Below are 13,219 nucleotides of genomic sequence, written 5' to 3' on the forward strand. Positions count from 1 at the left end.
CGCGGCTCAAAAGTGGCCGATTTGCTGTATTGACCGCAAAAGGCGTTCCGGTCAAGATACGGGCGGTTTTGCGCTCGCCGTAGGCTGATTGTTGGTTTCAAGAGCACCTCTAAAGACAGGGCATAGGCAAAAGCCTGTAGGAGCCTGCCATTTTTTGAGCGGAGTTTACACGTCCTTTTGGTGGATGACTTGTGAGTCACACCTGACAGACGGTCGCACGGGAAGTATTTGGCACTCGTCATTCTTTATATAAGAAGGGCACTGCAACGATCTTTGGAGGTGCCCTTGTTCTGATGAGCATCAACCGCCAGGTTCGCCTAGGCGACTTTCTTTTCACCGGAGAGTAACGAGGAATCCATGAAGGTTCTTGTAGCTGTCAAACGAGTGGTCGATTACAACGTTAAAGTTCGCGTCAAAGCGGACAACTCCGGCGTTGACCTCGCCAACGTCAAGATGTCGATGAACCCCTTCTGCGAAATCGCTGTGGAAGAGGCCGTACGCCTGAAAGAGAAAGGCGTTGCGACTGAAATCGTCGTCGTCTCCATCGGCCCGACCACCGCTCAAGAGCAACTGCGCACCGCGCTGGCTCTGGGTGCCGATCGCGCCATTCTCGTCGAATCCGCCGAAGACCTGACCTCGCTGGCCGTGGCCAAGCTGCTCAAGGCTGTGGTTGACAAGGAACAGCCTCAGTTGGTGATCCTGGGCAAACAGGCCATCGACAGCGACAACAACCAAACGGGCCAAATGCTGGCTGCACTGACCGGCTACGGTCAGGGCACCTTCGCTTCGAAAGTTGAAGTGGCGGGCGACAAGGTTGCTGTGACCCGTGAAGTAGACGGCGGCGCGCAAACTGTTTCGCTGAGCCTGCCGGCCATCGTCACCACCGACCTGCGTTTGAACGAGCCGCGTTATGCGTCTTTGCCAAACATCATGAAGGCCAAGAAGAAGCCGCTTGAAGTGCTGACGCCAGACGCGTTGGGCGTTTCGACAGCTTCGACCAACAAAACCTTGAAAGTTGAAGCGCCGGCTGCTCGCAGCGCAGGCATCAAGGTCAAGTCGGTGGCTGAACTGGTCGAGAAACTGAAAAACGAAGCGAAGGTAATCTAACAATGACTATCTTGGTAATCGCAGAACACGACGGTAAAACGCTGGCTCCGGCTACGCTGAACACCGTAGCCGCCGCTGCCAAAATCGGTGGCGACATCGACGTCCTGGTTGCAGGTCAGGGCATTGGCGCAGTCGCTGAAGCGGCCGCAAAAATTGCTGGCGTGGCTAAAGTGCTGGTGGCCGACAACGCCGCTTACGCGCATCAACTGCCAGAAAACATTGCTCCGCTGGTCGCTGAACTAGGTAAGAGCTACAGCCACATCCTGGCCGCTGCTACTTCGAACGGCAAAAACATCCTGCCGCGCGTTGCTGCCCAGTTGGACGTTGATCAGATTTCCGAGATCATCTCGGTTGTCAGCGCTGACACCTTCACCCGCCCAATCTACGCCGGTAACGCCATTGCTACCGTGCAGTCGACGGCATCGGTCAAAGTGATCACCGTGCGTGCCACTGGCTTCGACCCGGTTGCTGCTGAAGGGGGTTCGGCTGCGGTTGAAACCGTTGCAGCGGTTCACGATGCAGGCACTTCGTCGTTCGTCGGCGAAGAACTGGCCAAGTCGGACCGTCCAGAGCTGACCGCTGCCAAAATCGTCGTTTCCGGCGGTCGTGGCATGCAGAACGGCGACAACTTCAAACACCTGTACGCACTGGCTGACAAGCTGGGCGCTGCTGTTGGCGCTTCCCGCGCGGCGGTCGACGCAGGTTTTGTACCCAACGACATGCAGGTCGGCCAGACCGGCAAAATCGTTGCGCCACAGCTGTACATTGCAGTCGGTATCTCCGGCGCGATCCAGCATTTGGCCGGTATGAAAGACTCCAAAGTGATCGTTGCGATCAACAAGGACGAAGAAGCCCCGATCTTCCAGGTAGCCGATTACGGTCTGGTAGCGGACTTGTTCGAAGCAGTCCCAGAGTTGGAGAAACTGGTTTAATCCAGTCGCTTCACTTATAAAGAGCCCGGTTCTCCGGGCTGTGGAGAAGGGCGGGGCACTGAGTGTTCTGTTCCTTCCTTGCAGCCTGAGTGACCGGGCTTTTTTATGCGTTTGAATTGAGTGGGTGGGGTGTAGGGATATGGATGTGCGACAGGCAGGCAGGTTGTTATTGGGGTTGGCATTTTTGCCGCTGCTGACAGAAGCTGCGGGGAAGTGCGAGCGCTTGATCGTTACCGGCAGCCCTGATGCGCCCCCTTATCTGTGGCGGGATCCGGCCGATCCGACGCACTTGATCGGCGCCAGTGCTGACGTGTTGCGCCAGGCTGGCGAAGAACTCGGGATTAAGGTTGACGTGCTGTATGCCGGTAAGCGCTCTCAGGCCCAGGACGAAGTGCGCACCGGACGTATCGACATGTTGCTGGATACGCCGCTGACATTGGCCGGACTGACCTCGCTGGACTACATCCACCCGCCGTTGGTGCGTAACGATTACCTGGTGTGGACGCGCAAGGACTCGACGTTGCACTACGAGACACCCGCCGATTTGCACGGGCACGTGGGCGCGCTTTCGGAAAAGGCCCGCTTGACCGAAACCTTTGATGCGTTTGCTCAGCATCAGTTAACCCTCAAACCCCAGCCCAGCCTGACTCAAGCGCTTCAAAAACTGTTGCTGGGGCAGGTCGAGTATGTTTTAGCCGGGCGTTATGCCGGGATGGCCACCGCTCAAACCCTGGGCATCGCCGATGACCTGCAGGCACATCCACAACCCATTGATCAGCCAGGGCTGTTTCTGGCGATCTCCCATGACTCGGCCTGCAATGAGCCGTGGTTGCGCGGACAGCTCGCCAAAAAGATGACAGAATTGCCCGCCTCCGGTCTGGCCGAGGCGGCATTACAACGCAATCTGGAGCGGTGGAAGGCTCAACTGCAACAACCGCTCAGCGTCCCAAAACAGTAGGAATTTTTAGTGACGATTCGACCTCTTTTCGCAGCCCTGGCTGTTCTGGCTCTGGCGGGTTGCGCCACCGACCCTGCGCCCAATGAACAATTACGCTTGACTGAACAAGCCCTGGAGCAAGCCAAGGCAGTCGGCGCGAATGCCGACGACATGCCTGAACTCAAACACGCCGAAAACAAGCTTGCCCAAGCTCAGGCCGACATGGTTGAAGAGTCCTACAAAGACGCCCGCATACAGGCCGAACAAGCCGAGCTGGATGCGCGCTTGGCCGAAGCCCGCGTGCTGACGCAGAAAAGCCAGGAACAATTGAACGTGCTCAATACCCGCATTACCCGTTTGCGCAAACAACTGGCGGAGGCCCAATGAGCCTCAAGTCCAGCATTTTCAGCAGTGCGGTACTGCTCGGTAGCATCAGCCTGGCCGGTTGCGCGGGGCATCACGCCAGCGATCAGGCCATGCAGCAAGCCAACAGCGACTTTCAGACGGTCAAAGAAGACAGCAACGTGCTGCGCATCGCCCCCAAGGACGTGATCCGTGCCGGTGAGTCGCTGGCCCGTGCCGATCGGCTGTCCAGCTACTGGGGCAGTGGTGAAGACGTTGAGCATTACGCTTATCTGAGCCAGCGCTACAGCGAAATTGCCCGCGAACACACCCAGAAAGTGCTCAACGAAGAACGGGCTGCCAAGCTCGAACTGGAACGTCAGCGCCTGCAACTGGCCTTGCGTGAAGCCAAATTGTTGAGCGTTCAAGAGCAGGGTAAATGGCTGGAGGAACAAATTATCAGCCTGGCCACGACTCAAACGGATCGTGGTTTGGTCATGACGTTGGGTGATGTGCTGTTTGACACTGGCGAAGCGGACTTGAAAAACTCGGCTAACCGTACCGTGCTCAAGCTGGTGCAGTTTCTTCAATTGAACCCTAAGCGGATCGTGCGGATCGAGGGCTACACCGACAACACGGGTGGCACCGAAGACAACCTCGCTCTGTCGCTGGCGCGTGCCCAGACCGTGGCTGATGTGCTGGTTGATCTGGGCATCGACGAAAAGCGCATTCAAGTTGCGGGTTACGGGGACCAGTACCCTGTAGACGTCAATGCCACCGAGCGTGGTCGGGCGCAGAATCGCCGGGTCGAAATCGTCTTCTCCGACGAAAAAGGTCAACTGGGCGCTGCTCGCTAAGCCCAACACTGTCTTGTGGATGCGGGCTTGCGCCTATTTCTGTGGGAGCTGGCTTGCCAGCGATGAAGGCGATACGGTCTTGCTATCCGACCGTGCCGATACCATCGCTGGCAAGCCAAGCTCCCACAGATTATTTATTGCTTACAAATCCTGTCTCGTACTCACCCGCACCCATACAGTTAATCCCGCCTCTGCACTGTACGGTTCAGAAGGGTGACAACTGTGCCCGTACACTTCTAAACTGTTCCGGTATTGTTCATCACAAAAATGCTTCCTATAAAAAAAATGCCTGAACATCGAGTGCCGCGCCATGACCAACCTTTTGCTTTATCAACGTATTGCTCAGCAACTGGCTGAGGATATTCGGCGCGGCGTCTATCAGCCGGGCGAGCGTGTGCCATCGGTGCGCAAGATGAGCTCGCAGTTGAATGTCAGCCATGCGACGGTGTTACAGGCCTACGCCAACCTTGAAGACCAAGGCCTGATCCGGGCGCGGCCGCAGTCTGGCTACTATGTGCATCAGACCCCGGCCTTGACGGCTCCCACGCCGGACATCGCGCGTGTAGAGCGCCCGGGGTTGGTCACCCGCAGCAGCATCATTCAACAGGTACTGGTCGAGTCGCGCCGCGAGGGCGTGTTTCCACTGGGCGCTGCGGTGCCCAGTGTCGATTACTTGCCGGTGCGTGCGTTGCATCAGCAATTGGCCAAGGTCACGCGCTTTCATAGCCCTCGCGCATTCAGTTACATGTTCAGCCCCGGTTTTGAGCCATTGCGCCGTCAGGTTGCGATTCGCATGCGTGACGCCGGGGTGGTGGTCGACCCTTCGGAAGTGATCATTACTCACGGCTGTGTCGACGCCCTGCAAATGTCACTGCGGGTGCTCACACGTCCGGGAGACCTGATCGCAGCTGAATCGCCAACGTATTACGGCTTGTTGCAATTGGCCGATCTGTTGGGGTTGAAAGTGATCGAGATCCCCAGCGACCCGGCTATAGGCATGAGCCTTGAAGCCCTGCAATTGGCGGCCAATCAATGGTCGATCAAGGCGCTGGTGCTGACCACGCGCCTGAGCAATCCGCTGGGCGGCACGATGCCGGAAGAGCGGCAAAAACAACTGCTGCGCCTGGCTTCGGACTTCGATATCCAGGTGGTGGAAGACGATATCTATGGCGAGTTGATGTTTGAAGTCGGTCGCACCAAGGCGCTGAAAGCCTACGACCGTCTGGATCGCGTGATTTATTGCTCCAGCTTTTCCAAAACGCTGTCGCCGGGTGTGCGAATCGGCTGGATGATTGCTGGGAAATATCAGCAGGAGATCCAGCGCCTGCAAACGTTTACCACGCATTCGGCGTGCAGCGTGACGCAAATGGGCGTGGCGGCCTACCTTGAAAACGGCGGATACGACCGTCATTTACGTTACATACGCCAGGAATACCGCAAGAATCTGAGCGCGTTCCAGCTGGCGGTTCAGCAATACTTCCCGGAAGGCACACAAATGTCGCGCCCCAGTGGTGGTTTCATTTTGTGGGTGAGTTTACCGGGCCGGGTCAATACCCAAGAGTTGCACGTACGCGCGTTGCAGCAAGGGATCAGCATCGCGCCGGGGCTTATTTTCAGTAACACCGAGCAATTCAATCACTGCATCCGGTTGAACTGCGGCACGCCCTGGAACAAAGAGGCTGAACGGGCCTTGATGACATTAGGTATGCTTGCCAGCCAGCTGTGCCAGGAAACGACCAACCTCTATTGAGGGCTGAACGGCATGCGTGATAGCCATTTGGTCATATTCGGCTTGTCTCCGCGAGCCTAAAGCGCGAGCATGTGCGCCTTATCTATGAAAACTGTGGGAGTTATGAGAGCGAAATATTGTGTGGGGTTCATGTTGGTCGGCGTTTTAACTGCGTTTTTCGCGGTGGCGGCACCCGCAAATCAATCACAGTCCGAGGCCGTCACTACGAAGTCTCAAACCGCTCATACCCCGACCAAACCTGCGGCCGCTGCGGGAAAAACACCGGCCCCAAAGCGCGCACCGGTCGCCTCGAAATCCAAGTCAGCGCATGAAGTCGCCCAAAAGCGTTTACCGGCCGCCAAGCTTGATTTGAGCCTGCCGCCCGATATGGTTCGACAGCTACGACCTCTGGGCACCATTCCCATGCCTCAGCACAAGCCGTTGCTGCCCAATATGTTCGGCGAAAAGCCTGCCGAAGAGAGCCCTTTTCAGTTGAATGGGCGCTTGCTCAGCAATGAGATGGGCCTGCAACTGCGCAACGAAGCACGGCAGAATGAGATCGATGGCGCGGCACTTGATTTTGAATTCAAGCAATAAGTGCCCAATCCCTGAAAACGGACTTCTAAACTGACTGTTCAGTCACTGTATATTCTGCTGGACGGTCAATTTCAAACGCCCGTTCCAGCGAGTACTATCCCTTGTCATCAACGCACTTTGCCCCAAACGAGGAGCTAACGTCATGAACTGCCGTGAAGGCTGTGGCGCTTGCTGTATAGCCCCCTCCATCAGTACACCGATCCCTGGCATGCCCAATGGCAAACCTGCCGGGGAACGCTGCCTGCATCTATCTGTCGACTACTTATGTGGCTTGTTCGGCCAGCCAGAGCGTCCTGCCGTGTGCGGTTCGTTTCAGGCAGACATTGAGGTGTGCGGCAGCAACCGGGAAGAAGCTATCAATCTGATCGGCTGGTGGGAACAGATGACGGCGGCCTAGTGCGTTCATGTTCCATGAACAGACCTTCAACAATAAGGAATAAAACAATGGGTTCGTTGCATCGAGTGGCATTGGCGTGTGGTTTGAGTGTTCTGCTGGTGGGCGTGGCTCACGCAGAAGACTGGAAAGTGGCGAAGAACGAAGACGGTATTAAAGTCTCGTTGAGTGAAGTGTCGGGCTCCGCCTACAAGGCTTATCAGGGGGTGACCACCATCAAGGCCCCGCTGGCTAAAATCAAAGCGCTGCAAGAGGACGTGGCAGGGGCTTGTGCCTGGATTCATGAGTGCAAATCGCAAAAGCTGCTCAAGATTGAAGGCGACAAGAGCTGGACTTATACCCAATTCAATACGCCGTGGCCCGTAACCCCGCGTGACTCGATTCTGGAGGTCACCTCATCGGTTGCCCCAGACGGCACGCTGACCCGTACCCTCAAAGGCGTACCGACCTATCAGCCTGAAGAAAAAGGCTTCGTGCGGGTGGCCCAGGTGGACGGTTTCTGGAAGCTGGTCCCTAAAGGCGACAACCTGACCGAAGTGACGTATCAGGTGCACACCGAGCCAGGCGGCAGCGTGCCTTCTTTTGTCGCCAACAAGTTCGTGGTGGATGCACCGTTCAATACCCTCAAAGGGCTCAAAGAGCGCGCGGAGAAGTAACACGCGGCCCGTACGGCTATAGGTCTGGTCCTGGACAGCGCATCTGTCCAGGTGCCTGACCCTGTATTTTTTTGAGTGTTATCAGTCGCCCTTTAAAAGCGTAAAATTTTATTTCCCTCTTGGCAGAGAATATCGGACAGGTCTACTCTGCACCCAGACCAGCGAAGTAATCGACTGGCTCTGATCTTGTTCGCTACATGCTTATTTCTCTCGGCCACGGCACATTGACTGCGGTACCGAGAGCGCTGAATGTCTATCCATTGCGAGGAGGACGTTTCATGAGCACAGCCCATCAAGAAGACCTCAGCAGCTATGTGCTGCGCCGCATGAAAGAAGGCGGTTTTGACTTTGCACGAATCCATCCCATTGAGTTTTACGCGATCTTCCCGGATGAGGAGCGGGCGCGCAGAGCAGCAGGCAAATTTTGTGGTGAGTCCCTGAATGCCCAGATCAACGTGCGTGATGACGGTGCCTGGCATCTGGAGTTGAGCAAAGTGATGTACGCCACGTATGGCGGCATTGGTGATTTTGAGCAGGACTTCGAAGCGGTCGTGGTACCGCTGGGCGGCATTATCGAAGGTTGGGGCGTCAAGCAGGAGGTGCGTGGCCTGCTGAACTGACGTCCTGATGTCCATTAACGCAACGTACGGCTAGCCTTGAGGCTGGCCGTTTTGGTTTATGCGCGAGGGTTTCTGTTGTTACGGGGTGGTGACTTTGCGCTTGGCCATGTGTTGCAAATAGCTGATCAACTGCTCCAGCTCGGCGTCAGGCAGTACGTTGGGCGCAAAGCCGGGCATGCGCGCTTGCGGCCATTGGCGCAAGCTTTGCGGGTCGCGAATGTAACGCTTGAGAAAGTCGGCGCCAAAGTACTCGGTCGGGTTGTAGGGGATGTTCAGATCGGGACCGAACTGCGCATCACCCGCGCCATTCAGGCGATGGCACGCCAGACAGTTTTTCTGAAACAGCGCAAAGCCCTGATTGATCGGTGAGTCAGGCGTCAGCGCCGGATCGGGCCGCAAGGCCGGGAAACGTTCAGCCACCGGGGGCAGGCGCTTCAGGGTGGCCAGTGCATAAGGCCATTGTTCTGGGCTGATACGGCCCGCTTGAGGGTCGGTCCACACCAGATAAAACGGTCCGGCACTGTGCTTGCCTGCGCCCAGAGGTGGCCATGGATGAGCGGGGTCTTCAATCGCCAGCCAGGCTTTGGCGCCGGTTTGACTCAGCAATGGGTCAGCCGCCAGCTCAGCCGCGAAGCCGTCCAGAGCGACCGCTTGCAAGTGGTCGCCGGGCGTGATGCCTTCAAGCAGTGTGGCCAGTGGCACGGCGCGGTAAGTCATGTCCCGTTTGTAAGACACGTCGTCAACGATATGCAGTGTTTGCGCTGTCGGGTGCTGCAACAGCTCGGCGGTTTGCCACGTCCGGATGCCGCTGCCCAAATCGAGGGTGAGTTGAGCAGCGCAAACGGGCAGGCTGAATAAGGCGATGATGAAGAGCGTCAGTAATTTCAATGGATTTGCTGTTATGGATTGTCGGTGGTTTGAGTGCATCGACTCGAACGGGGTTACGACACCTTAGCCGATCACCTTGGTCAGATTCGGCAAAATCAACAGCAAAGTGGTGGCGAGGAGAATAAGCCCGGCTTGACGTATTTTCGTGTGTTTGAACATGGCGACCTGCCTTTTGTTGTTATTCCTGAACCCCAATGCTCCACGGTAAGGGCGCACATCCTTAAAAAGCGTCTTGCCCGTTGACAGAGTTAACCTTAGAGGCCTCATAACACATGGCTTAGAACCCTTTTACATCATCCAAGTGCATTAGGTTTCTAAAACGCTATTAGCTTTTATAAGCGTGCCCTGTCAGCCCGTAGCTAGACGCAATGAACACTCGGGGTCGGGAGATTATTAGTACCCTACCGTTCGTCAGGGAGCATTATTCAGGCGCCAAATGCCCGACGAAGTCGGGTGTCCAAGGCTCCAGTACGCTCAGTAGTGTTCAGTGCTTGCCATTAATTACTGTTTCAAGGCAGGCTCTAGCGTGTTGCCGCTATTACTTTCGTCATTATCGTGCCAGGTATTTTTATGTCGCTACGCATCTGCATTCTGGAAACTGACATCCTGCGTCCAGAGTTTATTGATCAATACCAGGGCTACGGGCAGATGTTCAAACGCCTGTTCTCCCAGCAGCCCATCCCCGCCGAATTCAAAATCTTCAATGTGATGAACGGCCAATACCCATCCGATGATGAAGTGTTTGATGCCTACCTGGTGACCGGCAGCAAGGCGGACTCGTTCGGCACCGATCCTTGGATCGAAACCCTGAAAGCTTTCTTGCTGACCCGCTACGAGCGTGGCGACAAGCTGCTCGGCGTTTGCTTCGGTCATCAACTGCTGGCGTTGCTGCTGGGCGGCAAGAGTGAGCGGGCAACTCAGGGCTGGGGCGTGGGCACCCATCAATACAAATTGGCGGCCAAAGCACCGTGGATGAGCCCGGTGGTAGAAGACCTGACGCTGTTGATCAGCCACCAGGACCAAGTAACGGCCCTGCCGGAAAACGCGACAGTGGTCGCCTCCAGCGAGTTCTGCCCATTCGCGGCTTACCACATCAATGATCAGGTGCTGTGCTTCCAGGGGCACCCTGAATTCATTCACGACTACTCACGGGCGTTGCTTGATTTGCGCCAGGAACAATTGGGTCAGCCGATCTACAACAACGGCATTGCCAGCCTGGAACAAGACCACCACGGCCGGACCGTTGCCGAGTGGATGATGCGTTTTGTCTCAAACAAGCCCGCGGTCGAGTCGGTGTAACACCGGGCTTTAGGCGCATACATCTGTAGGAGCGAGCTTGCCTCGCGATCTTTTGATTGTTTAAAAGATCGCGAGGCAAGCTCGCTCCTACATTAAACGGGGTCTCTAAAGCCAGCCAGAACGCTTGAAGCTCGCCCACAACCCCGTCACGCCCACCGCAATAAAGCTCAGCACACCGAAATAGCCGTAATGCCAGGTCAGTTCCGGCATGTTCTGAAAGTTCATCCCGTAAATACCCGCCACCGCCGTAGGGAACGCCAGAATGGCCGCCCAGGCGGCGAACTTGCGTTGCACGATGCTCTGGCGTGACGACTCCAGCAGTACAACGATCTCAATCGTTTGGCTGGCGATGTCGCGCAAGGTGGTCAGGTCTTCCATTTGCCGAGTGACGTGAATCTGCACATCCCGAAAATACGGGCGCATGTTCTTGTCGATAAAAGGAAAGGTCAGACGCTGCAACTCTTCACTGATTTCGACCATGGGCGCCACGTAGCGGCGTAACCGCAACACATCGCGGCGCAAATCATGCAATTGAATGATGTCCGCTTCATTCAATGCATTGCCCATGATGCTGCGTTCGAGTTGCTCGATTTCGGCGTGAATGGCTGCGCTGACGGGCTGATAGCTCTCGGTTACAAAGTCGAGCAGGGCATACAACACAAAGTCTTCGCCGTGCTCCAGCAGCAGCGGCCGTGCCTCGCAGCGCTGACGTACAGCCCGGTACGAAGCGGAGTGGCCGTTACGGCTGGTGATGATGTAACCGTTGCCCGCAAAGATATGGGTTTCTACGAACTCTAACTTGCCTTCATTGCGAATCGGCGAGTAGATGACGATAAACAACGCATCGCCAAAGGTCTCAAGCTTTGGCCGGCTATGTTGTTCAAGGGCGTCTTCGATGGCCAGCTCATGCAGATTGAACTGACGCTGCAAGTTGCTCAGCTCTTGCGCATTGGGTTGTTCCAGACCTATCCAGACGAAGTGGTTGGGCTTTTCAGCCCAGGCACTGCCTTCGTCCAGAGTGATGTTGGTGATTTTTTTGCCTTCGCTATAAACCGCAGCAGCAACAACTCTGCCCATAGTTCTAATCGCTTCTTCATCAAAGGGTTATGGCTCGAAGATGCAGCTTAGCGTGCATTCCACCACTTCGACGTTACAAACGTTCAGAGGTTCGGGTTAGAGGCTGTCGTCTTGTCGGCGGGAACAGGTGGCAGACGGCGCTTTTGCTCTGCCAGCAACTCACGGTCCATCGCCTCGATGCACTCGCGCATCTGTTCGCGGCATTGCTCCATCAACTGAGGCAGATCATCCAGGGTCAAGCCCGCCGTGGGAATGGCAGGCAACGAGCGAATTTGAATATCAGCACTGTGCCAGCGATTGAGCTTGAGGTGCTGGCTATAGGTACTGACACACACCGGCACAATCGGCACCCCGGCAGTGATAGCCATATGGAATGCGCCCTTTTTGAAAGGCAGCAAGGTTTTGCCGAGGTTGCGCGTGCCTTCCGGGAAAACCCAGATCGAGGTGTCCTTCTCTTGTAGGGTGCGGGTGGTGGTCAGCATCGATTGACGGGCTTTTTGAGCGTTGCTGCGATCAATCAACACATTGCCAGCCAGCCAGAACAACTGGCCGAACAGCGGCACCCATTTCAGGCTCTTCTTACCAATACACACCGTACGGCGCGGCACGACATTGCCGAACACAAACAGGTCGTAATTGGACTGATGGTTGGCGACCACCACGCAGCTCTGAGGCTTATCCATCAAAGGCCCGACTTCAGTCTTGAGCTTATAGCCCAGGATCCATTTCGCCGGCCAGGCATAGAGCCGGGCGCACAATCGGCTGTTGTCCGGATTGAAGGGTCGGCACATGCCCAGCAGCACGCCGAGCACGCCCGCAGCGACAAAATGCAGACTCATCAACACCATGCGAAACGAAAGTAGCATTTACAGATACGCCAAAACAAAAGGTGGCGCAGTGTACGGACGTGCACTGTATTCGGCAATTACTCGGATACACGCCGGAGATTACTGATGTTTAAGCTTATGTTTCGAAGAAGGCTGTGAGGTACGGCCCAGAGGTGTTAGCGGGAAAACAAAGGGGGCGGGGCAGGCGCGTGCCCGGCCGCAGGTAGCAGCCGGGACAGTCAGATTCAGACGGCGTGGTGCTTATCCAGCTCGATGGCCTTATCCAGCGTCTCCAGCAGCTCTTTGCGCACTTTGAGTTTGGTGTTCTTGTGCGCCTTCATATTGATCTTCTTCAACTGACGGGCCACTTCCAGGGCTGTCGCCTGCAACGCTTCGGGCTTGACCACCAAGTCGAGGAAACCTGCGTCTACCGCGGAAGTCGGGTTAAACATCTCACCGTTGATCACTGAGCGATGAAAAGCCGATTTGCGCAACCGGTCGCGGGCCAGCTCAATTCCGGCGTGGTGCATCGTCATGCCGATTTGCACTTCATTCAGCCCAATGCTGAATGGGCCTTCGACGCCGATGCGGTAATCCACCGACAACAGCAGAAACGCACCTTTGGCCACTGCATGGCCTGGGCAGGCAACCACTACCGGGAAAGGATGCGCCAGCAGGCGACGAGCCAGCGTCGACCCTTTAGTGACCAAATCAACTGCCTGCTCGGGACCTGCCGTCATCACCTTCAAGTCATAACCGCCCGACAAAATGCCTGGCTGCCCGGTAATAATCACTACTGCCCGATCCTGCTCCGCCTGATCCAGCGCTGCGTTAAAGGCCGCGATCACATCCGGGGAAATAGCATTCACCTTGCCATTGCTCAGGGTCAGCGTCGCGATACCGTCTTCCAGGTGATAAGCAATCAAGTCACTCATGGCGCAATTCCTTGTATTGAAG

At 56.1% G+C, this 13,219-nt stretch carries 15 protein-coding genes; 11 read left to right on the forward strand and 4 right to left on the reverse strand.

The genetic code is table 11. The annotated features are described in order from the left end of the window. Positions 1-357 precede the first annotated feature (357 nt). The 10 genes from RHM56_RS04600 to RHM56_RS04645 all read left to right on the forward strand — a co-directional run bounded on the left by RHM56_RS04600 (position 358) and on the right by RHM56_RS04645 (position 8,171). A complete protein-coding gene (locus tag RHM56_RS04600) occupies positions 358-1,107 on the forward strand; it encodes an electron transfer flavoprotein subunit beta/FixA family protein (RefSeq protein WP_019411250.1) in 750 nt (249 codons plus the stop codon). Positions 1,108-1,109: 2 nt separating this feature from the next. After that, entirely contained in the window at positions 1,110-2,039 is a 930-nt protein-coding gene (locus RHM56_RS04605) for an electron transfer flavoprotein subunit alpha/FixB family protein (protein ID WP_322239027.1), read from the forward strand. A 139-nt stretch (positions 2,040-2,178) separates the two neighbouring features. Further along, positions 2,179-2,997: a transporter substrate-binding domain-containing protein gene (locus RHM56_RS04610; protein WP_322239029.1), complete on the forward strand. Its 819-nt coding sequence runs from the start codon at positions 2,179-2,181 to the stop codon at positions 2,995-2,997. A gap of 9 nt (positions 2,998-3,006) precedes the next feature. Continuing rightward, positions 3,007-3,363 (forward strand): DUF4398 domain-containing protein, encoded by a 357-nt coding sequence (locus RHM56_RS04615; RefSeq protein WP_322239031.1) that lies wholly within the window; start codon positions 3,007-3,009, stop codon positions 3,361-3,363. Beyond that, entirely contained in the window at positions 3,360-4,175 is an 816-nt protein-coding gene (locus RHM56_RS04620; protein ID WP_322239033.1) for an OmpA family protein, read from the forward strand. The genes RHM56_RS04615 and RHM56_RS04620 overlap by 4 nt, the downstream gene beginning before the upstream one ends. 310 nt (positions 4,176-4,485) lie before the next feature. Then, positions 4,486-5,925 (forward strand): PLP-dependent aminotransferase family protein, encoded by a 1,440-nt coding sequence (locus RHM56_RS04625; RefSeq protein ID WP_322239035.1) that lies wholly within the window; start codon positions 4,486-4,488, stop codon positions 5,923-5,925. A gap of 102 nt (positions 5,926-6,027) precedes the next feature. After that, complete coding sequence (locus tag RHM56_RS04630; protein WP_322241704.1) at positions 6,028-6,501, forward strand: translation initiation factor 2; 474 nt, start codon at positions 6,028-6,030, stop codon at positions 6,499-6,501. 142 nt (positions 6,502-6,643) lie between these two features. Beyond that, positions 6,644-6,898 carry a YkgJ family cysteine cluster protein gene (locus tag RHM56_RS04635; RefSeq protein WP_322239037.1) on the forward strand — a complete coding sequence of 85 codons (255 nt, stop codon included), beginning with the start codon at positions 6,644-6,646 and terminating at the stop codon, positions 6,896-6,898. A gap of 47 nt (positions 6,899-6,945) precedes the next feature. Then, positions 6,946-7,551, forward strand: a complete 606-nt coding sequence (locus tag RHM56_RS04640; protein ID WP_322239039.1) for an START domain-containing protein — start codon at positions 6,946-6,948, stop codon at positions 7,549-7,551. 278 nt (positions 7,552-7,829) lie between these two features. Continuing rightward, on the forward strand, positions 7,830-8,171 hold the full coding sequence (locus RHM56_RS04645) for a ribonuclease E inhibitor RraB (RefSeq protein WP_322239041.1): 342 nt from the start codon (positions 7,830-7,832) through the stop codon (positions 8,169-8,171). Between the two features lie 78 nt (positions 8,172-8,249). Here RHM56_RS04645 and RHM56_RS04650 read toward each other — a convergent pair whose 3' ends face one another. Beyond that, entirely contained in the window at positions 8,250-9,098 is an 849-nt protein-coding gene (locus RHM56_RS04650) for a c-type cytochrome (RefSeq protein WP_416194883.1), read from the reverse strand. A gap of 531 nt (positions 9,099-9,629) precedes the next feature. On the opposite strand from RHM56_RS04650, the gene RHM56_RS04655 reads away from it, so the two are divergent. Further along, complete coding sequence (locus RHM56_RS04655; protein ID WP_322239043.1) at positions 9,630-10,358, forward strand: amidotransferase; 729 nt, start codon at positions 9,630-9,632, stop codon at positions 10,356-10,358. A gap of 105 nt (positions 10,359-10,463) precedes the next feature. Here RHM56_RS04655 and RHM56_RS04660 read toward each other — a convergent pair whose 3' ends face one another. From RHM56_RS04660 to RHM56_RS04670, 3 genes are all read right to left on the reverse strand, one after another. After that, positions 10,464-11,435, reverse strand: a complete 972-nt coding sequence (locus tag RHM56_RS04660; protein WP_322239045.1) for a magnesium and cobalt transport protein CorA — start codon at positions 11,433-11,435, stop codon at positions 10,464-10,466. 83 nt (positions 11,436-11,518) lie between these two features. After that, positions 11,519-12,301, reverse strand: a complete 783-nt coding sequence (locus RHM56_RS04665; protein ID WP_322239047.1) for a 1-acylglycerol-3-phosphate O-acyltransferase — start codon at positions 12,299-12,301, stop codon at positions 11,519-11,521. 206 nt (positions 12,302-12,507) lie between these two features. Continuing rightward, positions 12,508-13,197, reverse strand: a complete 690-nt coding sequence (locus RHM56_RS04670) for a crotonase/enoyl-CoA hydratase family protein (protein WP_322239049.1) — start codon at positions 13,195-13,197, stop codon at positions 12,508-12,510. Positions 13,198-13,219: the final 22 nt, after the last annotated feature.

This window comes from Pseudomonas sp. CCC3.1 (assembly GCF_034347405.1).
In the GTDB taxonomy this organism is placed as follows: domain Bacteria; phylum Pseudomonadota; class Gammaproteobacteria; order Pseudomonadales; family Pseudomonadaceae; genus Aquipseudomonas.

What these genes read in the sequence shown, in the direction of transcription:
- RHM56_RS04605 (WP_322239027.1), top strand. Translation starts at nt 1,110, where the DNA reads ATGACTATCTTGGTAATCGCAGAACACGACGGTAAAACGCTGGCTCCG.
- RHM56_RS04665 (WP_322239047.1), bottom strand. Translation starts at nt 12,301, where the DNA reads ATGCTACTTTCGTTTCGCATGGTGTTGATGAGTCTGCATTTTGTCGCT.
- RHM56_RS04650 (WP_416194883.1), bottom strand. Translation starts at nt 9,098, where the DNA reads ATGCACTCAAACCACCGACAATCCATAACAGCAAATCCATTGAAATTA.
- RHM56_RS04600 (WP_019411250.1), top strand. Translation starts at nt 358, where the DNA reads ATGAAGGTTCTTGTAGCTGTCAAACGAGTGGTCGATTACAACGTTAAA.
- RHM56_RS04625 (WP_322239035.1), top strand. Translation starts at nt 4,486, where the DNA reads ATGACCAACCTTTTGCTTTATCAACGTATTGCTCAGCAACTGGCTGAG.
- RHM56_RS04635 (WP_322239037.1), top strand. Translation starts at nt 6,644, where the DNA reads ATGAACTGCCGTGAAGGCTGTGGCGCTTGCTGTATAGCCCCCTCCATC.
- RHM56_RS04610 (WP_322239029.1), top strand. Translation starts at nt 2,179, where the DNA reads ATGGATGTGCGACAGGCAGGCAGGTTGTTATTGGGGTTGGCATTTTTG.
- RHM56_RS04670 (WP_322239049.1), bottom strand. Translation starts at nt 13,197, where the DNA reads ATGAGTGACTTGATTGCTTATCACCTGGAAGACGGTATCGCGACGCTG.
- RHM56_RS04620 (WP_322239033.1), top strand. Translation starts at nt 3,360, where the DNA reads ATGAGCCTCAAGTCCAGCATTTTCAGCAGTGCGGTACTGCTCGGTAGC.
- RHM56_RS04645 (WP_322239041.1), top strand. Translation starts at nt 7,830, where the DNA reads ATGAGCACAGCCCATCAAGAAGACCTCAGCAGCTATGTGCTGCGCCGC.
- RHM56_RS04655 (WP_322239043.1), top strand. Translation starts at nt 9,630, where the DNA reads ATGTCGCTACGCATCTGCATTCTGGAAACTGACATCCTGCGTCCAGAG.
- RHM56_RS04660 (WP_322239045.1), bottom strand. Translation starts at nt 11,435, where the DNA reads ATGGGCAGAGTTGTTGCTGCTGCGGTTTATAGCGAAGGCAAAAAAATC.
- RHM56_RS04630 (WP_322241704.1), top strand. Translation starts at nt 6,028, where the DNA reads ATGAGAGCGAAATATTGTGTGGGGTTCATGTTGGTCGGCGTTTTAACT.
- RHM56_RS04640 (WP_322239039.1), top strand. Translation starts at nt 6,946, where the DNA reads ATGGGTTCGTTGCATCGAGTGGCATTGGCGTGTGGTTTGAGTGTTCTG.